The organism is Brucepastera parasyntrophica (assembly GCF_022376835.1).
GTDB lineage: Bacteria > Spirochaetota > Spirochaetia > Treponematales > Treponemataceae > Brucepastera > Brucepastera parasyntrophica.
Genome location: NZ_CP084606.1, coordinates 1,128,618 through 1,148,922 on the forward strand (window position 1 = coordinate 1,128,618; position 20,305 = coordinate 1,148,922).

Annotated in this window: 19 protein-coding genes and 1 pseudogene; 6 read left to right on the forward strand and 14 right to left on the reverse strand. The window is 47.5% G+C overall.

Annotated features, from left to right (window positions below; all coding sequences use genetic code 11):
- Positions 1 to 2 precede the first annotated feature (2 nt).
- Together K7I13_RS05430 and K7I13_RS05435 are read right to left on the reverse strand one after the other, a co-directional pair.
- Positions 3 to 887 (reverse strand): DUF58 domain-containing protein, encoded by an 885-nt coding sequence (locus K7I13_RS05430; RefSeq protein WP_255948600.1) that lies wholly within the window; start codon positions 885 to 887, stop codon positions 3 to 5.
- Positions 888 to 900: 13 nt separating this feature from the next.
- Positions 901 to 1,917 (reverse strand): AAA family ATPase, encoded by a 1,017-nt coding sequence (locus K7I13_RS05435; RefSeq protein WP_255948602.1) that lies wholly within the window; start codon positions 1,915 to 1,917, stop codon positions 901 to 903.
- Positions 1,918 to 2,012: 95 nt separating this feature from the next.
- On the opposite strand from K7I13_RS05435, the gene K7I13_RS05440 reads away from it, so the two are divergent.
- The gene (locus K7I13_RS05440) at positions 2,013 to 3,326 is read left to right on the forward strand and encodes an aminotransferase class I/II-fold pyridoxal phosphate-dependent enzyme (protein ID WP_255948603.1); all 1,314 of its coding nucleotides are present in this window, start codon (positions 2,013 to 2,015) and stop codon (positions 3,324 to 3,326) included.
- A 103-nt stretch (positions 3,327 to 3,429) separates the two neighbouring features.
- Here the strand turns inward: K7I13_RS05440 and K7I13_RS05445 are convergent, their stop codons facing one another.
- Positions 3,430 to 3,927 (reverse strand): hypothetical protein, encoded by a 498-nt coding sequence (locus K7I13_RS05445; protein ID WP_255948604.1) that lies wholly within the window; start codon positions 3,925 to 3,927, stop codon positions 3,430 to 3,432.
- A gap of 65 nt (positions 3,928 to 3,992) precedes the next feature.
- Here K7I13_RS05445 and K7I13_RS05450 point away from each other — a divergent pair, with 65 nt between their 5' ends.
- Both K7I13_RS05450 and K7I13_RS05455 read left to right on the forward strand, forming a co-directional pair.
- Positions 3,993 to 5,234: a carbohydrate ABC transporter substrate-binding protein gene (locus tag K7I13_RS05450; protein ID WP_255948605.1), complete on the forward strand. Its 1,242-nt coding sequence runs from the start codon at positions 3,993 to 3,995 to the stop codon at positions 5,232 to 5,234.
- A gap of 91 nt (positions 5,235 to 5,325) precedes the next feature.
- The gene (locus tag K7I13_RS05455) at positions 5,326 to 5,718 is read left to right on the forward strand and encodes a hypothetical protein (RefSeq protein WP_255948606.1); all 393 of its coding nucleotides are present in this window, start codon (positions 5,326 to 5,328) and stop codon (positions 5,716 to 5,718) included.
- A 96-nt stretch (positions 5,719 to 5,814) separates the two neighbouring features.
- Here the strand turns inward: K7I13_RS05455 and K7I13_RS05460 are convergent, their stop codons facing one another.
- From K7I13_RS05460 to K7I13_RS05475, 4 genes are all read right to left on the reverse strand, one after another.
- A complete protein-coding gene (locus K7I13_RS05460) occupies positions 5,815 to 6,582 on the reverse strand; it encodes a phosphatase PAP2 family protein (protein ID WP_255948608.1) in 768 nt (255 codons plus the stop codon).
- Between the two features lie 99 nt (positions 6,583 to 6,681).
- Positions 6,682 to 7,536, reverse strand: a complete 855-nt coding sequence (locus tag K7I13_RS05465; RefSeq protein WP_255948609.1) for a hypothetical protein — start codon at positions 7,534 to 7,536, stop codon at positions 6,682 to 6,684.
- A 15-nt stretch (positions 7,537 to 7,551) separates the two neighbouring features.
- A complete protein-coding gene (locus tag K7I13_RS05470) occupies positions 7,552 to 8,253 on the reverse strand; it encodes an ABC transporter ATP-binding protein (protein WP_255948610.1) in 702 nt (233 codons plus the stop codon).
- Positions 8,253 to 8,618, reverse strand: coding sequence for a GntR family transcriptional regulator (locus K7I13_RS05475; protein ID WP_255948611.1), 366 nt, complete (start codon positions 8,616 to 8,618; stop codon positions 8,253 to 8,255). The genes K7I13_RS05470 and K7I13_RS05475 overlap by 1 nt, the downstream gene beginning before the upstream one ends.
- Before the next feature lie 182 nt (positions 8,619 to 8,800).
- On the opposite strand from K7I13_RS05475, the pseudogene K7I13_RS05480 reads away from it, so the two are divergent.
- Positions 8,801 to 10,614 (forward strand): annotated as a pseudogene (locus tag K7I13_RS05480) (phosphoenolpyruvate carboxykinase (GTP)).
- Positions 10,615 to 10,718: 104 nt separating this feature from the next.
- Here the strand turns inward: K7I13_RS05480 and K7I13_RS05485 are convergent.
- Genes K7I13_RS05485 through ychF form a run of 5 tightly spaced genes read right to left on the reverse strand, consistent with a single transcriptional unit; the run spans position 10,719 to position 16,616 of the window.
- Positions 10,719 to 11,780, reverse strand: a complete 1,062-nt coding sequence (locus tag K7I13_RS05485; RefSeq protein WP_255948613.1) for a hypothetical protein — start codon at positions 11,778 to 11,780, stop codon at positions 10,719 to 10,721.
- A gap of 9 nt (positions 11,781 to 11,789) precedes the next feature.
- Complete coding sequence (locus tag K7I13_RS05490) at positions 11,790 to 12,005, reverse strand: FG-GAP repeat domain-containing protein (RefSeq protein ID WP_255948615.1); 216 nt, start codon at positions 12,003 to 12,005, stop codon at positions 11,790 to 11,792.
- Complete coding sequence (locus tag K7I13_RS05495; RefSeq protein WP_255948617.1) at positions 11,960 to 14,434, reverse strand: hypothetical protein; 2,475 nt, start codon at positions 14,432 to 14,434, stop codon at positions 11,960 to 11,962. Before K7I13_RS05495 ends, K7I13_RS05490 begins: the two co-directional genes overlap by 46 nt.
- Positions 14,435 to 14,465: 31 nt before the next feature.
- Positions 14,466 to 15,455 carry an endonuclease/exonuclease/phosphatase family protein gene (locus tag K7I13_RS05500; RefSeq protein ID WP_255948619.1) on the reverse strand — a complete coding sequence of 330 codons (990 nt, stop codon included), beginning with the start codon at positions 15,453 to 15,455 and terminating at the stop codon, positions 14,466 to 14,468.
- Between the two features lie 51 nt (positions 15,456 to 15,506).
- Complete coding sequence (gene ychF, locus K7I13_RS05505) at positions 15,507 to 16,616, reverse strand: redox-regulated ATPase YchF (protein ID WP_255948621.1); 1,110 nt, start codon at positions 16,614 to 16,616, stop codon at positions 15,507 to 15,509.
- A 599-nt stretch (positions 16,617 to 17,215) separates the two neighbouring features.
- Between ychF and K7I13_RS05510 the strand changes: the two genes are divergently transcribed.
- Positions 17,216 to 18,295 carry an aminotransferase class IV gene (locus tag K7I13_RS05510; RefSeq protein ID WP_255948623.1) on the forward strand — a complete coding sequence of 360 codons (1,080 nt, stop codon included), beginning with the start codon at positions 17,216 to 17,218 and terminating at the stop codon, positions 18,293 to 18,295.
- Between the two features lies 1 nt (position 18,296).
- On the forward strand, positions 18,297 to 18,539 hold the full coding sequence (locus tag K7I13_RS05515) for an acylphosphatase (protein WP_255948624.1): 243 nt from the start codon (positions 18,297 to 18,299) through the stop codon (positions 18,537 to 18,539).
- Positions 18,540 to 18,661: 122 nt separating this feature from the next.
- Here the strand turns inward: K7I13_RS05515 and K7I13_RS05520 are convergent, their stop codons facing one another.
- Both K7I13_RS05520 and hcp read right to left on the reverse strand, forming a co-directional pair.
- On the reverse strand, positions 18,662 to 19,228 hold the full coding sequence (locus K7I13_RS05520; protein ID WP_255948625.1) for an anaerobic carbon-monoxide dehydrogenase catalytic subunit: 567 nt from the start codon (positions 19,226 to 19,228) through the stop codon (positions 18,662 to 18,664).
- Positions 19,225 to 20,208 carry a hydroxylamine reductase gene (hcp, locus tag K7I13_RS05525; protein WP_255948626.1) on the reverse strand — a complete coding sequence of 328 codons (984 nt, stop codon included), beginning with the start codon at positions 20,206 to 20,208 and terminating at the stop codon, positions 19,225 to 19,227. Before hcp ends, K7I13_RS05520 begins: the two co-directional genes overlap by 4 nt.
- Positions 20,209 to 20,305: the final 97 nt, after the last annotated feature.

Here is a 20,305-nt window from a genome sequence, read left to right on the forward strand (position 1 = left end):
TTTTACTCCCGTGTATTTTTACTGCGGCGGTCAGAGAAAAAAGATGAAAACTTGTACACCGCATCATCACCGGTTGAAAGAATAAGAGGCGAGACATTCCGCCGGAGACATATGTGTTTCCAGCGCATAAGAGATTCTTTCTGATCCCTCTCCCATTGACTTCTGAAAGTCTTTGAACCGGTAGGAAAGCTCTTGTGCATGCCCATCTCCGGATCAGCTACATCCAGGAAGCCGGAATCAGGAAAGGGAAAAGAAGCCGGAGGCGTTATTCTGACCGCGATTACGTCATGTTTTCTGGCGAGAAGTCCAAGGCTTTTTTCATATCCGGAAATTCTGAAATCGGAAATAATCACTACCAGGGATCTGGAACGGAGGATCTTTGCAGTTCCCGCCAATGCATTTGCCAGCGCGGACCCGGGTTCACCGGAAGATGTTCTCTCTAGCGCTGATAATACTGTAAGCACATAATCCCTGCCCTGTCTGGGACTGAAAATCTTTTCCACTGAAGCTCCGAAAGAAACAGCACCCAGGGGACAGGCATTCTGTTCGGCGGCAAAGGCAAGCAAAGCCGCCGTTTCCAGGGCTTTTTCCCATCCTGATACGGGTCCGGCAATACTGTTCATTGACAGGGACGCATCCACCACAAGAAACAGGGTTAAATCGCGTTCTTCGCGGAAAATTTTTACAAAGGGTTTACCGCTCCGGGCGGTAACATTTCTGTCAATAAAACGGATATCATCGCCGGGTTCATATTCACGCACGCTGTCGAATTCCATGCCCTGGCCCCGGAAACGCGACAAAAACCATCCGGAAAGCATTCCTTCGGAAATGGAGAACGCGGCAAGTTTTAAATATTTAGCCCGTGCGGCAATATACGATTTTTCCATAGTGTGACTTCCATCAGGGAAGCGGAATTATTTCAAGGATTCCGCTTATGATTTCATCCGCAGAAAGATTGTCCGCCCCGGCCTCATAAGACAGCACAAGCCGGTGTCTGAGTACGGGTAATGCAACAGCCTTAATATCTTCCGGCAGAACAAAATTCCGGCCTTCAAAAAAAGCATTTATCCTTGCGCACTGGCACAGCGCAATGCTCGCTCTGGGTGACGCACCAAAAGAAATATATTTCAGGTAATCATCCCTGAGATGTCTGTCCCGGCGGGTTTCCGCCAGAGGCCGCGTTGCGGCGACAAGCGATACAATATATGAAACAAGAGCATCATCACAATGGACCGACTGAATATCCTCACGGATTTGAATAATATCATGGGTGCTTATTACAGCCGTTCTGCCGCTCTTCCTTTCTGCCGGGGACTCCGGAGACTGCAGTCCGTTTGTTATTCTTACTATTGAAGCTTCCTCATTCATAAGGGGATAGGGAACAACCAGTTTGAGCAAAAAGCGGTCCAGTTCGGCCTCGGGAAGAGTATAGGTTCCTTCCTGCTCAATGGGGTTCTGGGTAGCCAGGACAAAAAAAGGTTCCGGAAGCGGATATGAATTTTCTCCTATTGTTATCTGATGTTCCGCCATGGCTTCAAGAAGCGCAGACTGGACCTTGGCAGGCGCCCGGTTTATTTCGTCCGCCAGGATCAGATTGGCAAAAACGGGGCCTTTTCTGACCGAAAAATCCCTTTTTGCGGGATCAAAAATGAGGGTGCCTATGAGATCGGCAGGGAGAAGATCCGGCGTAAACTGGATACGTTTAAAACTGAGGGAAGATAATTCCGCGAATGTCTTTACGGCAAGTGTTTTTGCCAGCCCGGGTACGCCTTCCAGCAGCACATGGCCTCCGGCAATAACAGCCATAAGAATTCCGTCTATCAGTTTTTTCTGTCCAATAATCTTTTCCGCCATACCGTTTCGGTAGGCATTGACTATTTCCCTGCTTTTTTCAAACCCGGACTGTACATCGTTCATTTATATTTTCCTGAAAAAAAATTTACTGAATTTCATTTTACGCGCCTTCGGGCAGATTGACAACCGGGGGCCCTCCGTTGTATAGGATAAGAACTATGTCAAATTCGCAGCATATTCACCCTTTAGCCCAGGAGCTAAACACCATTCTGGCACCCTGTATCGCAGGCCGCCTGTTATCAGAACTCGGATCCCGACTGTATTTTCCGAAGGGAATAATCGCACAAAGCGCAGAAGCAAAAAAGTATGGAAAAACAGCTAACGCAACTATCGGTATGGCGGTAAACCACGGCCAGCCTCTTATACTTTCAGCCCTGCAGGACCAGCTGCCTTCCCTGAGTCCGGGAGAAGCCGTGGGTTACGCGCCGACCGCAGGAAATCCGGAACTTTGCCAAGTGTGGCTTGATTCTATTTATGAGAAAAACCCTTCACTGAAAGGATCACAGATAACAATGCCCATACTTGTCCCGGGACTGACCGCAGGCTTGTTCTATCTCGCGGATATGTTTCTTGATGATGATTCCGTTCTTTTAACGGGGGCTCCGGCATGGGATAACTATGTTCTCATAGCCGAAACGCGAAGGAACGCAACACTCAAAGGCTTTTCGATGTTCAAAGACGGTAAATTCGATATTTCCGGCTTCGGAGAGGCGGTAAGGGAGCAGGCCAAAACAGGTACGGTCCGGATGCTTCTTAATTTTCCCCAGAACCCGTCAGGATATACACCGACGAAAACGGAAGCCGCGGAAATAGTAAAAATCATAACGGAAACTGCGGAAGACGGCGCCGATGTTCTTGTCTGGTGCGATGACGCATATTTTGATCTCGATTACGAAAACGATATAGAACCCCAGTCTCTTTTTGCATATCTTGCAAACGCGCATGAGCGTGTTCTTGCCGTTAAAATTGACGGTCCGACAAAGGAAGACTATGTGTGGGGATTGCGTACGGGATTTCTGACCTTTGGCTCAAAAGGAATGAATAAAGAACAATACGACGCTCTGATTAAAAAATTTACCGGTGCGATCCGCTGTTCGGTTTCCTGTACCGCAACGCCGTCCCAGTCTCTTCTGCTGAAAACGATATCGGACTCAAGGACTGAACAGGAAAAAAAGGCTTTCAAGGAGCTCCTGAAAGAACGCTATCAGGTTGTGAGAAAATTTATAGATTCACATAAAGATAGTACCGTACTTGAGGCTCTGCCCTTTAATTCAGGCTATTTTATGAGCATAAAATGCAAGGGCATCGCGGCAGAGGAACTCAGGCAGAAATTGCTGCATGAACACGGGATCGGAACAGTCTCCATAGATGAACGTCATCTCCGTGTGGCTTTTTCCTCGGTGGATACTGAAAAAATTGAAATGGTATACAATACCATATTCAGTACTGCGGAAGAACTCCGGAAAAAATAAAATTTCCCGTGGAATTGGCCTCGGGCTTGATATCATAGAACCTGAGGGGTATTAACCCTCACCACGAATAAAACAGGTATACCGACGCGGAATAAACCCTGCGTCAGTATAATTCGTTTTTTTCTTCAGTCAAAAACAATTCTATGTCGGAAATAACAGGAAGGCTTTCGTAGGTTGGCTTTTTTTTGCCGCTGTGGGCTTTGTCATATTCCATAGCCTGCTGGAATAATTCTTTGGTATAGTCAGCCAGAATCTGGATGTTTGCCTTGAAGTTGCTCAGAGCCATAACCCGGAAAACCTTATTTGAATCATCACCATCGGCAATGGAAGGACGGAAGTTCATGCCGGGCAATACTTCCGCACGAACAAGATAGATAAACTGTGCCAGCGCATAGATATAGTAATACAGATCGTCAATATAAAATCCCTGTTCTTCAAAAACCTCGGTATGTGACATAAGTTCATTGATTTTATGCGAAAGAACCGTATCAGACATCACCCCCGCCAAAAGGGGGCTGATAAAGCGGGTTTCAATATTAGTATTGTAATGGTCAGCTATTTTAAAAATCGTTTCCTGAATATTAGGATCTTTAACTAACATACTTAGAAATATACACTCCCCGGAACGGATTGACAACCTTCCTCATATCCTCATAGAGTAGTTTTATGAAAAAGATAGCTTTTTTATGCGTCCTTGTCATGATTTTTGCCTCCTGCGGCAGCAATCATTCAAATATAGCCCTTATCTGGACAAATCAGCCGGAATTTGCCCTTTATGCCGAGCAGTTTAATAAAAACCAGTCAAAATACAAGGTCGTTGTTGAATACAGGGAAAACCCTGCGGTAGATCTTATCAATACAAAACAGCCTCCCGACATTGTTATCGGCCCCTGGCTGAAAGGTGAACGGGCGAGAGCAAAACTGGTCCCGGTAAACTATCTGTTTGATGAATATAAAATCAATTCCCGGCTTTTTTACGGCCGGCTCCTTGACCTGGGGAATATCAGGGGAAAGCAATATCTCCTGCCGGTCAGTTTCAATCTGCCCGCCATAATCTTTTCCCCGGAACAGGCGCAGCTGATCCCCAATGATTTTGCGCTTTCCCTTGAAGAAATCAAAAACATTTCGGGAGAATTCAATATCGAGCGGCAGGGAGTATATACCCGAATGGGTTTTTCACCCCGCTGGGACAGTGAATTTCTATATCTGACGGCCCAGCTGATGAACGCAGGTTTTGAGGAAGCATCCCCTCTTTTCACCTGGAACAAAACGGCTCTGGCTGAAACGATTTCCATGCTCCGGGACTGGACAAAGACTGTAAATACTTCCGTACAGGCGGAAGATGATTTTCAGTTCAAATATTTATATGATCCTCCCTATAAACTTATTACCGGAGGGAGAAACCTTTTTTCATATATGTCGAGCAATGACCTCTTTATATTACCCCAGGAAAAACTTGACGCAATCGACTTCCGCTGGATAACGGAAAAAAACCAGACGCCCATAACGGATGATATAATAAATATAGGGATTTGCAGAAAAGCGCAGCATTCGGACGCCGCTGAAAGTTTTCTTATATGGTTTTTTAACGAAAAAACACAAAAAGAGCTGCTTGACCGAAGCAGGGAACTTGGAGCGGCGGATGAATCTTTTGGCATTTCCGGCGGATTTTCCGCGCTGAAATCGGTAAACGAAAAGTATTTTCCCCTCTCATATCCTGTTCTGCTGGGTCATTTGCCTCCGGAAGAAACCCTTGTTACACCTAAAATTCTGCCGAACAGCTGGGAAGAACTTAAAAACGAAATCGTTATACCCTATCTGAAAGACGCGGTTTCTGCTTCTGACGGAGACGTAGATGCAGTAATTCCGCTTGAAATGCGTATTTCAGCCTGGCTGAAAACACATTAGGACCGCTGAGCTTTCCATTATATGTAATAATCCATACTTTTTTCTAATCCCGCCGTCTCATTTTCCGATAATTTAAACGGAGGATGGACACATGGTGTCAAATATTGGTCCCCTGCGGACATTATCTTACAGCATGATAAACACTGTTTCTTCGGGCGGCAGGACTCATATCCCGGTTAATCCCAATCAGTATATGTATTCCCAGTTTCAGTACGTCTCCGGCGTGCCCGCCGCAAAGGGAGAAAACGGTGTCTCAATTGACAAACTCCGTATTCTGAACACGCTGATTGAAAACCTGGTCAGCATGAAACAGAAAAACATCCATCCTGAAATTTCCTCACAGGGCGAAATGAGCGACGGCCAGATTGACGCATTAATCAAACAATATCAAACCCAAATCAAGAATGCTGTCGCAGCAGCTGAAAACCTTACCTACAAGCCGGTAATGCCTCAGACAGGCGCTGTACTTAATTTTACGGTCTGAACCCGGCCCGAAAAACTGATACATTCCATATATTTCATGGCTTTTTTTGTGAAAGCGCATAATTTGCCGGCGCAGAACCGCAATATTTTCATAAGCTCAGTATGAGATGGAAAAGGAAAAACCTCCCGGCACCGGGGCCACTGCCAGTTCATTTTTTTCAGCTTCTGGAGTACGGTGAACAAAGGGGATAAGCCAGCCATACAGGGACCCGATGAGTGCGCCGGCGAGAACATCGGTTACAAAATGATTCCCGGAAAGAACACGCGCTGCGGCGACAGAAGCCGCAAGGGTATAACCGCCTGCAATCAGCGGTATTCTCCATTTTGACTCGGGATATTCCGCCAGAAAGGTTACTGTCAGAAAGGTCGCGCCCAAAAATGCGTAAGCTGTGTGTCCGGACGGAAAACTATTATAATAATCATTTTCTTCTCCAGCGGGTATTTCACCGGAATATGTATATGGACGGTTTCTCGCAACACATAACTTAATCAAATCTTTCGTAGCCATAGTCAATAAAAAAGCTTCGGCATACATAACGCCATAGGTCGCGAGTACATCCAACTGTGTAATATTCCCTATCACCGAAATCGCGGGAATAACAAGAGCGGTATATGCTCCTATAGTACTGATAATATCCAGCGGTTTGTTATATGAAAACATCATACTTCTGTCAAAAGCATTTATTGAATCTTTTTCTCCTGCCGGTCCCGGCGAAGGGTCAAATATAAACGTGGGAACCAGCATTCCGACCGCCGCGGTGCCTAACAGAATATCTTTTGTAAGGCTGAGTTTGAATGCGCTGTCCGAAAATGCGTCTGCGCAGAACAAATATATACACATACAGATAATCACAGTTTTTTTCATTTTCTGTTTCCCCGGAAAATTGTGTTTTAGTAAGAAGAGATTTCAGAAAAGCCTGCCCGGAAAAAATAGGCGGCTTTCCTGAAATACGGCGGCAAAAGATTAAACTTCGACTTTCTTTTCCATAAGCCAGGAGGCGGCGGCAAAAAGGCCAGCCCCGAGAATTATAAAGAAAACAAGCGGGGCCACAGGAAAAAACATGTCCTGGACTATAAGATTCGAATTGGCTATGCGGTCAAGAGAATGCATTCCCGTATACGGAAGGGTATCAATAGTCAGCGTCATCTTCGCATACCAGTTATAGCGTTCACTGAGTACATTCCCGAAATACAGAGTCCAGTTTGTAATGAAAATAAACCCTAAAACCGAAACAATTGTTGCTATACTTTTCCGCTTGATAAATGACCTGGAGGCGACAAATGCAAAAGTAAGACATATTCCGGTCACCGAATACATGCACAGCATAATAAGCAGCATTTGAAGCGAAAAGACAAAATTATCAACAAAAATATGTTTCAGTCCGTATTCCAGTACATCAAAGAAAACAACAGCTCCGCTCCTGGCCAGGGTAAATATAGTCGCGGCGTGGACCAGCAGTAAAACACCGGCGCCTGCAAGATAAATGACAAATTCTATAAGCCCTGCAATAAATCTTCCGCCGAGTATCTCCCAGCCATGCCGGGGGACAGTCAGCATCAGGTAACTGGTATCACGGTATAATAATTGATCGGTATGTCCCGAAGCGCAGCGGAAAAACTGGATAATGAGCATAATAAATGTCACGCTCATAGAGAGAAATATCCAGAATTTTACGGACGCCGTAAAAGTATAGGTGCCGAGCATAATTTCCCTTAATTCAAAAAACCATGCAATTACATGAAAAACAGCGAGAAGGCCCAGAATAAAAAGCGCCCTGTTTTTGCTTTCTTTCAGCTGATATTTGATTATTGTCCCCATAGCAGTATCCCCTTTTTATCTGTTCCCGAAAATATCAAGATATATCTGTGTAATCGACTTGCCCCGCTCTGACCGCAGAGCTTCGGCGTCTTTCATCAGGATAAGTTCACCTGAGTCAAGAAAGGCAACATCATTGAAAACCTGTTCAACATCGCTTACCAGATGTGTGCTGATAATAATTGCGGCGTTTTCATTCCAGGTTTTGATTATTGTGGACACAATCTGTTCACGGGCAACAGGATCAATGCCCCCCAACGGTTCATCCAGAAGAAAAAGACTCGCCCGGCGGGAAAAAGCCAGAGTCAGGTTCAGTTTTTCCAGCATTCCCTTTGACATCTGTTTTACAGGTTCAGTCTTCTCCAGTTTCATGAACGAAAGCATATCCAGGGCTTTTTCACGGTCAAAATCCGGAAAAAAATCGGCGTAAAAGTCTATGGCATCTATTGCTTTCATCCAGGAATACAGAATATTTCTGTCCGGAAGAAACGAGACAGCTTTTTTCGTCTCATAGCCATTCGGACTGCCGTTCACCGTAAAAGACCCTCCGGTCGGTTTCTGTAACCCGGCCAGAATTTTCAAAAATGTTGTTTTTCCCGAGCCATTCGGACCGACCAGGCCCAGAATTCTCCCGCTATCAAGCGATAATGTAATTCCCCGTAACGCGGGTTTCGTGAAATAATTCTTTTTTATGTTTTCCGCCTGCAGAATGGTACCCATTATTTACTTTCCTCCAGTTGATTTGCCAGTTCCTGTAATATCTCCTGCTTTGTAAATGAAAGCGCGGTCATGCCTTTTATAAAAGTCCGGGTTAGTGATTTAGCCATCTCTTTCCGGATGGAAGGGATAAGACTTTCATTTTCAGTAATGAAAGAACCCATTCCCCTCTTCGTTTCGGTAATTCCTTCCCTTTCCAGTTCCTGATATGCGCGCTGGACCGTATTCGGATTTACTGACAGTTCCTCCGCGTACTCGCGGACAGAAGGCAGCCGTTCTCCCGGTTTTATAAGACCGGCGACAATCTTCTGCTTTATCGCATTAATTATCTGAAAATAGATCGGTATGTTTGGATCAAAATCCGCCATCATTTTTCCTTGTTCTAGTGTATTAATGATATAATACACTAGAACAATAACACTGTCAAGGGAAAAATGTTAATTTTGGCTAAGATTGATTTTGTATCCTTGCATAAAACCCGTAAATTGAGTATTTTACTATCGAATGAAAAGAAAAAATTCATTATTTCCCGCCTCGTTAAGGAGTAATTATGAAGATTAGTGACATTAAACACTCCAGGCTTAAAACCTGGGTAGAAGAAATTGCCGCTTTATGCGAACCGAAAGAAGTGTATGTCTGTGACGGTTCAGCTGCAGAATATGACAGGCTTATGACGATTCTTGTTGATTCCGGCCTGGGAACACCTCTCGCGAAACGCCCCAACAGCGTTCTGTTCCGTTCGGATCCTTCGGACGTCGCCCGTGTTGAAAACCGCACCTATATTGCGTCAAAAACAAAGGAAGCCGCAGGGCCCACAAACAACTGGATTAATCCGGATGAGCTGAAAAAAACCATGACAAAACTGTATAAGGGCTGTATGCATGGCCGCGTCATGTATGTAATTCCCTACTCAATGGGCCCGGTCGGTTCAGATATCGCTAAAATCGGCGTTGAAATAACCGACTCGGAATATGTTGTCTGCAACATGGATATTATGACCAGAGTAGGAACAAAGGTCCTTGATGTACTCGGCACAGACGGTGAATTTGTTCCCTGTCTCCATTCTGTCGGCAAGCCCCTCAATGACGGCGAGTCTGACGGCGGACAATGGCCCTGCGCGCCCCTCGATGATAAATATATTTCCCACTTCCCTGAAGAAAGAACAATCTGGTCCTATGGTTCAGGATACGGCGGAAACGCCCTGCTTGGAAAAAAATGTTTCGCGCTTCGCATTGCGTCTGTTATTGCGCGTGATGAAGGCTGGCTCGCGGAGCATATGCTCATCCTCAAACTGACAAATCCGGAAGGAAAGGTAAAATATGTAACCGGTGCCTTCCCCTCCGCCTGCGGAAAGACAAACCTCGCCATGCTTATTCCCACCATCCCGGATGGAAGGTTGAAACAATCGGCGACGATATAGCCTGGATGAAATTCGGCGCCGACGGACGTCTGTACGCCATCAACCCTGAAGCCGGATTCTTCGGCGTTGCTCCGGGAACCTCCGACCACTCCAACAAGAACGCGATGGAATCCATCAAGGAAAATACCATCTTTACAAACTGCGCCCTTACCAAAGACGGAGACATCTGGTGGGAAGGCATCGGGTATGATGCTCCCGGAGAAGTCATCGACTGGCACGGAAAACCGTGGGTACAGGACAAGGGCAACAAGGAGCAGCAGCCTGCCGCGCACCCGAACGCACGCTTTACCGCGCCCGCAAAACAGTGCCCGGCCATTGCGTCTGAATGGGAAGATCCGAAAGGCGTGCCGATCGACGCGTTCCTTTTCGGCGGACGCCGTCCCAATACAGTACCTCTGGTACACCAGTCCAAAAGCTGGAACCATGGAGTATTCCTTGGTTCGATTGTCGGTTCCGAAATCACCGCTGCCGCACTTGACCTCAAGGCAGGAACAATCCGCCGGGACCCCTTTGCGATGCTCCCCTTCTGCGGCTATAACATGGGCGATTATTTCCAGCACTGGATCAATATCGGTAAAAGAACGACAGCCGACAAATTGCCTAAAATCTTCTATGTTAACTGGTTCCGCAAGGACGCCGACGGCAAGTTTATCTGGCCGGGATATGGTGAAAACAGCCGCGTTCTGGCATGGATTTTTGACCGCTGCGACAATAAGGACAACGCAGTTGAAACCGCTATCGGCTTTATGCCCAAAGACGGCGCGATCAATACCACCGGCCTTGATGTCACGCCCGAAGCCATGAAGGGAATTCTTTCTGTTGATACCGAAGGATGGAAGAAGGAGATTGCGGATATCGCTGCGAACCACTATCCGAAGTTTGGAGACAAACTTCCGAAAGAACTGATGGAAGAACTCAAGGGACTTGAAGCTCGTCTGGGCTGATAATTTCTGTCTGATAAAACACTCCGCCGCAGAGCGGCGGAGTTGTTAACCCCCTCACCACGAGTAAAAAAGCCATGCTGTTCTCAGCATGGCTTTTTTGTACCCTAGTTAACCTTTTTCAGCATCTGCAAAAATGCGGAGCCTTTTACGGTTTCGTCCGGATTAAAGTTTTTCCCGTCAGGAAGAGTCATGATTTCCCATTCCACACAGCCAAGCACGGAATCAAAATACGCCGAACCGATAGGAACATCAGGCACGGGGCTTACCGCATTGGGCCGCGCCCCGAAGCGGTCCGAATACCGTGTCAGAAGGGAAGGATTGGAATTAGTGATTGCTACCAAATGCCAGAAAAACCAGGCGGACCCGGCCCGCTTTACCGTATCCGCGGCCCTGAATTCCGGCGGGATAATGTTTTGTTCGGCAAGACGGGAAAAAAGCTGGGCAGGCGTCCACTTTTTTCCTCCGGTAATGAACTGAAACAGATTTGTTTCCGCATCGGCAAGTTCGATAGCGTCAAGCCATCTTAAAGAGGAAGCGACCGCAAGAATTGCGGTACGGTCACGGACGCCGGAATCAATTTCACGCAAATCCCATGCAGTATTCCGCTCAGGGCGGTACGTTTCAGCGTAGAATGAGGGAAGCAGTACAAAGGCTGTATCAAAAGCCGCGACAGCTTCACTGTAACGTTTCAGCGCCACACAGGCCCTCGCCCGCTCTATTTCCAGTTCACCGGAAGTATTTTCCAGTGAAAGCGCGCTTGAAATAAGTGAAAGCCGTTTTTCGGCACTGGGTTCAAGTCTGGCCTTCAGAATTGTCACCTGAACATCTGAGGGAAGTAATTCTTCAGCGTGTTTCAGTCGTCTTGACGCTTCGGAATTTTTTCCTTCAAAAATATAGAGACGGCCTGACCAGGCCTGGAGCCGGGCATCAAAAACAGTATCCGTAATTTCCATAGCCTCTATTTCGCCGATCCGTATCCGGATTTGACGGAGGTCCGCCTGGGAAAACCCGGCGTCAAGCGGCACAATGAGTTTTTCGAGCTCCGCAATGTACTGGTTTGCCGCCTCTCCCGCGCTGAATAAAACAGTGTCATTCCGGAAACTCGCACACGAGACAAGTGCAAACAGAATAAAAAAATATGGCAGAATCTTCACGCGCAATTTCATTTCCGGCTCCTATCTGAACTGCCAGCAGTACAGACGGCTATCCATACCTACTGCGGCACATTCTATTTTTCCGTCCCCGTTTAAGTCTGCAAAAAAAGGAGTTCCCCAGGCAGGCAGGGGGAAGCCGCCTATCTGGGAAAAATTCTGTTTATAGCCGTATAAGGCATTTCCGTCGCCGCTTATGAATATTTCGGCGGCCCGGTCATTATCAATATCAAAGGCCATAATAGCCCCTGCTCGGCGGTGAAATCCGTAATTTGCTGCTCCTGAATATCACGGTTAAGCGAGACCCTGTACAGAACGCCGCCTGCGGAAATAATCCACAATCCTCCATCGGCAAAAACCGGCTGGGTATAAAATACCCCGGACAGCTGAACAGGGAAACCTGTAAGAGGAGTTCCGTCAGGATTATATACGGTCAATTCGCCGGCCTGAGTAATAAAAGCCAGCAGCGCCGAGGCCCCGTCCGGAACAAGTACAGGAGAACCATAGGCAATGCCGGAAGCAGGAACCGGCCATCCGTCAAATACTGAACCGCTCCCGTCAGCCAGCCAAAGTTCGCCGGGAAAACTTTTTGAATAAACCGCCATAAAAGACCGGCGCCCGGGCGTATAGAAAACGGGAGAAGAACGGAGGACATCGTAAAAAGCAATGGGAAGCTGCGCAACATCGCCGGTACTGCTGACGGTAAAAATTGAAGCGCCGGTGTCGGGAAGATAGACAAGTCCCGCGGCCGCGGCCGGTTTTGATGAAAGCCGGACTCCGGTTGAAACAGGAAAACCGTCCACAGGCTCCATATTGCCGTTTACAAGGGTCACTATCCCCCGCGCGCTGACAATCCAGAAAGAGGGGTCCTCTGCTGTTCTCGGCGACAGTCCATCGGCGGGAATACACCATACAGGCTCATTGCTTTCATATTTATACTGCACACCGGTTACCGGATCTATCGAAACGGCCTTCACCGAGTCCAGTGTCAGAAGTATCCTGCTTTCCCCTCTCTTTGCAAAAAGGACCCCCTGGACTTCATTGCCCGCTTTCCCCGAAAGGGCAACCGGATATCCCGGCAGAGACACTACTCCTCCCGACGCGGCAGCAAGAACCGCCAGGGTACATTCGGCCTTCCCGTTTTTTATATTCAGCCTGAAATATCCCTGGCGGTATGATGAGAAAATCAGCCGGAGCAGGTCATTCTGTTTCAGGATGGAAGGCATTTCATGATCGAGGGAATAATAAACATTAAAAGAGGAATTCGCCATTCTGGCGCCTGAAAGATTTTTCCATATTTCATTTCTCTGGATGAGGGCGTTTTTATTAATTGCAACCGTTGTTGTAAGGAGATTTTCCGGGGATTCCGAAAACAGCAGAAATCCGTTCTGGACAATATAATAAGGGGCAGGAACGGATATATTCCATAACTTCAAAAACGCGTTTAAAAAAGCGGGCAGGCTGATCTGGGAAACCCGGTGTCCGTCAAGCACAACGGAACTGTCTTCATTCAGAACAAAGGACGAAAAAGCCCAGTCAAAGACTTCCCGCCGTTTCCGTTCATCCCTGACCTGTACGGCAAAAACGGGCTTGGGCCGGCCTTCCAGACCGAAAACAGCTATCTCCGAACCGGTCCAGGAATACAGAAGTTCATCAAGTCCTGCGGAAAACACCATTCTGGCGGAATCATCAATCCGTTTGAGGGTTGTTTTAAATTCCTGGCCCATAATAACGGGAGCGGCCTCTATAAGTTCCTCAACCGGAGCAAGAGAGAGGACCGTCGCATATTGGGTGGTTCCGGGCAGAATATCAAGGGCAGCGGGTATGGGGGAATTCCCGGACAGGAGCCGGTTCAATTCCGGAACTTCGGATTTCAGATCGGACAAAAGAGATATATTCAGTTTCCTGTTTGTAATGGATATTCCTATTTCGAGCATTTCGGAAAACCGGAGTTTTTCAAAAAGAGAAAGAAGAAGAGGGTCTGTACCCGCAAGGGCCTGCAGCATGGAGGATGAAACTTTTACACCCAGATCAAAGGAAGAGGATTGAAATTTTTTAGCGGAGATATCGGTATTGTCTTCACGCGGAACAGAACCGGTAAACATCTGTTCAAACAGAATCTGGCTGTCCGAAACAATAACAAGATTCTTCAAAAACCCGATGTAGACGGTCAGCCCATTCTGATCCCTGAGTTCAAAACGGGAAAGTTTTCCGGCCTGTACATAATACAGGCCTCTTACTGTCAGTCTGCCCGCAAGGGCAGGAAGAGTCCGGAGAAACAGGGACATTACACCGGTGTCATAAGCCGCGACAAAATGTCCGTCAGGCAGAACTGCTGCTGAGGCGGACCCATTCGCGGCAAAACGGACAAGGGGGTTTGATGTTATGCCGCTTTTCCGGAGCCCGCTTACCAGGGGCAATACGGACGCCAGCGCGGGATCCGTAAGAATATCCGGAAGAGGCTCATGCTGGAGAATCTTATTTACCGCCGTAATTGTTTTCGGAACATACATATAGACAGTGTTCCGTCCGGGTATTACGGAATCTGATGAAATTCTTCCGATAAATGAAAGGCCGGCAAGCAGAAGAGGCAGGACGACGAGAAGAACAAGTAAAACAACAAGAATAATTTTGAGCGGCCGAAACCTTTTTTTTTCCTTACTTTCCATAAAACAATTTTCACCTGAAATCGTGAAAAGGTCAATTCTTTCTTTTGATTTCCAGTATAATGGGCAGATGGTCCGAATAGCCTGTTCCGGAGTACAGGTTATACCGCAGGGGACTTCCGGCGTTATCGGTAAGTCCGGCGGCAGCAACGGGCATAAAGTTTCTGACTTCAAAAAAAAGTCCGTTTTTCTGATAAAAAAAATGGTCTATACGTTCCCACTTTCCCTGGTAATAATATGAACCTCCGCCGGCTTCCAAAAAAAGATCCGCACCGGTATTACAGAATTCAGTCCAGCCGTTCCGGTATGCATGCATAAGGTGGAATTCATCAGTCCGCTGGTTAAAATCTCCGCAGGCAAGAATAAAGCTTTCCGGAATTTCCTTTTCGGCTGTAATCATGAGTTCAAATAACTGCTTTTCCTGTTTTTCACGGACTGCATCAGTTCCCGACTGTCCGGCTTTTGATTTCCAGTGAACGCAGAATATTTCCAGAGGAACGCCGCCGGCATCAATCGAAATCTGCATAACAGGACGTACGGCGGCAGTTTTTTCATCAATAGTATGGGCTTTTACCGAAAGGACAGGGTAACGAGAAAACAGGGCGCTCCCGAACGCGGAACCGGTTTCGGGCGGAATGAAGACAGCCCAGGGATAATCCGCGCGCCGCGGCAGACGTTTTGCCAAATCATTCAGGACTCTGACGCTTTCAATTTCCTGGAATACGGCAATTTCCGGCGTCATCCCCGGAGACATTCCGGTCAGGGAACCCGCCAGCTGAAGCACCTCCCTGAGCCGGTCAAGCCTGACTGAATACCGGGACTCAGTCCAGGGCGACTTGCTTCCCCTGAATTGGGAAAATTCCCGGCCGTCATCAACAGCGTCAAAAAAAGTCTGCGTATTATAGGAAAGTATTCTTATTGAAGCACCGTTTCCGGGATGGGAAATCCGGCCGCAGGCGCACAAAAGCAAAAACGAAAAAACCAGCTCCGTAAAACCCAGAAAAAAACAGTTCCGTCTGTACATATTATATACCTCCGGAACTGTTCATATATGGGAATTCCCGTTTTTGCCAAATCACACGTTAAACTTGAAAAATATTATATCGCCGTCAGCGACAACATAATCCTTCCCTTCCTGCCTGAGCCTTCCCGCCTCACGTATTTTCTGTTCGGTCCCGTATTTAACAAAATCATCAAAGCTGTAAACTTCCGCCCGGATAAAGCCCCGTTCAAAATCGGAATGAATAACACCGGCCGCCTTTGGCGCGGTATCTCCGGCGTGAATGGTCCAGGCCCTGCACTCATCTTCTCCCGCTGTAAAAAATGTCCGCAGCCCCAGCAAATGGTAAGCGGCCCTGGCGAGCGCGGTCAGGCCGGATTCTTTTAATCCGATTTCCTCAAGAAAGGCGAGTTTTTCTTCCTGGGTTTCAAGATCAGCGAGCTCTGCTTCAAACTTTCCGCAGATAACCACAACGCCGGCCCCTTCCTGTTCCGCAATTTTTTTTACGATTTCAACATATTCATTTGTATTATTCACGGCAGTTTCATCAACATTGCACACATACATTTGAGGTTTCATGGTAATCAGATGGCAGTCATATACCGAGGCTTTTTCTTCATCCGTCAGCTCGGCGAGCCGGGCTGCCTTTCCGTCGAGAAGCAGGGGTTTTATTTTTCCGACTGCGCCAAGAATTATTCCGGCTTCTTTTTGCGCGTCCTTGCCCTGGACCCGCGCGGAACGGACGGCCTTTTCCGCCTTTTTTTCGACAGTTTCAAGGTCCGCAAGGGCAAGTTCAATATTAATGGTTTCAATATCGCCGGCGGGATCAATCCTGTTATTTACATGGATAATATCGGGATTTTCAAAACAGCGCACAACCTGCGCGATTACCCCGACCTCCCTGATATGTGACAAAAACTGGTTGCCCAGCCCTTCGCCCTTTGAAGCCCCTTTTACAAGACCGGCTATGTCAACAAATTCGACCGCAGCGGGAATCGTTTTTTTCGGACTGAACGCTTCGGAAAGATACGAAAGCCTGCCGTCCGGAACATCGACAATACCGACATTGGGATTAATCGTACAGAAAGGATAATTCGCGGCCTCGGCGGGCGCGCTTGTCAGGGCGGAAAAAATAGTGGACTTGCCTACATTGGGCAGCCCTACAATACCGCAGTTTATAGCCATACAATCCTCGACATTTCAGAATTTTCCGCGTCCCCCTGGAACGGGAAGCTTTTATTCGTGGCGAGGGTTTAATACCCCGCCGCTTTACGGCGTTTTTATAACAACCTATAAAACCGCTGGTTTTTGCAGGTTCCATGGTATTAACACCTGCGACCAATTCCACGGGAGAGCAGAATACTCCAGACCGAAAGTCTGCCCTGCTCAGCGGCGGAGTATTCTATTGTACAGATGAAACAGGGAAACTTCAAGCGGAACAGCGCAGGATTTTTTACCGGCTTTACTGTTCGTGAAATCATTATACGGCAGGCGTGATACCGAAAACTGACCGACGGTCGGTAAATAAAGATATTTCACCGGTCAAGGTTAACGACTGTTCACCTGCATATGAACACTTGTTAACCTGCGTTTGTATGGAAAAAGCGGGGACAGGAATGAGGGCAACATGTTTTCAGGAAAAATCCCGGAATGAAAACTAAAACAGCCCTCTTTACTTAATCCCTCAGGCTGGTATATAGTAAATTGACTGTTTCCGTTTCCGGAATTTTTCCTGTTCGGAAAACGGCTTATGTAAGAAAAACTATACACAGGAGGCAGATGGTATGGCCTTTAGTCTTGCAATGTATCCTATATCCTATGTTGCCCGTTATAATTCAGCAACCGAGGAATGGGAAGAATCATGGGTCGAAGCGGACTCAATCCCCTTTGAAAAACTGGCCGGAATGAGTGAAGAAAAACGGCAGGAAGTTCTTTCCCGCCGGAACCTGTTCAATCTGCCTCTGGTAAATTATACGACCCAATACGGTCTCGGCTGTTTTGAAGGGATGAAAGCCTATCCCCGGAAAGACGGGACCCTTACCCTCTTCCGCCCGGACCGGAACGCAAAGCGTTTTTATGATTCGATGCGGGGACTGTACGCGCCGGGATTTCCGCAGGAAATGTTTGTCGCGGCTTCCATTGAATATCTGAAAAAAAACAGAAAGCTTGGATATATACCTTCATTCGATCCCGAATGGGAACAGGAAAACTTTTCTTCGGCAGGGGCTGTATATATGAGGCCTTTCATGTACAGCGAAGGGGCTATAGGCATCGGTATTTCCAAGGAACCGAGGGTCATTATCTGCGCGACCACCGTTTCCTCATATTTCAAGGAATCAAACAATAAAGCCATTGTGACAAACCGGATCAGGGCGACCCCGAACGGAACAGGATGGATAAAGTGCGCATCGAATTATGTTATTTCCGCCCTCGCAAAAAAAGAAGCCGAGGAAGAAGGGTTTATGGAAGTTATTTTCCTCGATGCGGTAAACCGGAAATATGTTGAAGAAGGTTCATCAAGCAACATCTTTTTCAGAATGAAAAACGGGGAACTGGTAACGCCTTCGCTCGGAGACACGATTCTTCCGGGTATTACACGCGAATCGATTATTGAACTTGCCCGCGAAGAAGGAGTGACTGTTTCCGAGCGGAAAATATCAATACAGGAAGTCGCAAAGAAATGCGTTGAATGTTTTGTCACCGGGACCGCGGCGGGTATCACTCCCATTGAAAGCATTACGGTAGACGAAAAGGAAATACAGTTTACCGGCGGCGGGGAACTGGGAAAAAAGCTGCAGTCAAGGCTGAAGGGAATTCAGTACGGTATTGAAAAAGATACCAGGGGCTGGAACATTACCGTATAGGATGGCCTGGGCTGATGACACGGCGGACGGCGGAAAAACAGCCGCCCGCCATATTTTTGTATATGGCAGAGTGCAGGGCGTCGGATTCAGGGCGAGGACAGTTTCCCTTGCCCGCAGCCTCGGTGTCTGCGGCTGGGTGCGGAACCGCTCCGACGGCTCGGTTGAAATTGCGGCGGAAGCCGCGCCGCAGATCATTGAACAGTTTCTTGAAAAGCTGAAAAAATTAATTCCTTTGCCCGGGTAGACAGAATTTCAATTACCGAAATTCCCGGTCAGCATTTCCGCGGATTTGAAATAGATTACTGATTCAGCGCTATTCGGCCGGATGCTGCCCGGAAAGCCGCAGTATTTCCGGGCAGTTTTGCATCAGGCAAGAATTTTTTTCAGGTCATTTTCCGGAGTACTGACAGGCGTTATATTATATTGCTTTACCAGATAATCAAGTACAGCTGGGGATACAAAAGCAGGAAGACTCGGGCCAAGATACATATTTTTTATACCGAGCGCCAGCAGAGTCAGCAGAATGCAGACTGCTTTTTGTTCATACCAGGAAAGCACAAGTGTAAGCGGGAGCCCATTCACGTCAGTTCCGAAGGCTTCCGCCAATGCGGAAACAACCTTAATCGCGCTGTAGGCGTCATTGCACTGCCCCATATCCATAATTCTGGGCAGTCCTCCGATTTCACCGATGCTGAGATCGTTAAACCGGTATTTTCCGCAGGCCAGAGTAAGGACAATAGTATCATCTGGCGTCTGTTTAACAAAATCAGTATAGTAATTCCGGCCTGCCTTTGCGCCGTCGCAGCCGCCTACCAGAAAAAAATGTTTTATTGATCTGCCTTTAACGGCATTGATGACAGTGTCCGCGGCCGCCAGAACAGTTCCATGAGCAAAACCTGTTGTAACAGTTTTCCCTCCGTTAATACCGGTCATGGGACGGTCCTCAGTATACCCCCGAGTTCGAGGGCCCTGTTTATCACCGGAGAAAAATTTTTGTCTTCGCCGATATGTGCCAGTCCGGGAAAAGCAACCAGTGCGGTAGTAAAAACCCGGTCGGCATAGCTGTCCTTCACAGGCATGAGGCAGTTGGTGGTAAAGAGAACAGGGGCTGGAATATTGTCAAATTCCTTTTGCTGGCTTTGCCAGGCTGTTCCGAAGTTGCCCTTCAGATGGGTATATTTTTTCAGTTCGGGATAACCGTGGGCGGGAAGCATTTCTCCATGGGTATAAATGTTCACGCCCTTACCCTCAGTCTGATCGAGAAGCTGTTTCAGGTCATGAAGATCATGTCCGCTGACAACGATAAACGGGCCCTTTTCGATCGCGAGCGGGACCGTGACAGGTTTTGGCGTTCCATAGGTTTCAGTATTCGTCCTGTCGAGAAGTTCCATGCATTTCAGGTTCACCCGACCCGTTTCGGTTACGAGCGGGAGAAGTTCCTCCATTTTCAGGTTTTCGCCGATGGCATTCAGGGCCTTGATAAAAAAAGCGTTGACTTCATTATCGGTAAACCCGAGTATAAGCGCGTGGTACGCATAGGCGGCCATTCCCCTGATCCCGAAGAGAATCAGGGATTTAAGCGAACGGATGTCTTCATTGTCGTTCCACAGCGACGGCATCGGATATTCCGCTCCGCCCCCGAGCGCGTTAATTTCTTTTCGTACCCGGGAAACCTGCTGCCTGATTGCTTCATCAGAAAAATTCACATTCGTGACTGTAGTGAATAATCCTTCGATTATTGCCCGGCTTACAGTTGGCCCGGTATTCTTTCCGTATGCCGCCCGGGCAAGTCCGATAAGGGCACCGGTCAGTTCATCCTGCAAAAGCGCGGTATGATCCTGTTTACCGCAGACCCCGGCCTTTCCGGCGCAGCCTTTCCCGCCGGCGGTTTGTTCACACTGAAAACAAAACATTACAAAACTCCTTCATTTATTACTGCCGTATTATTCAGCATACTGCGATGCAGTTCTTCAGAGAAAAAGGTTGTTTGCAACTTTTGGATTTCGCGGC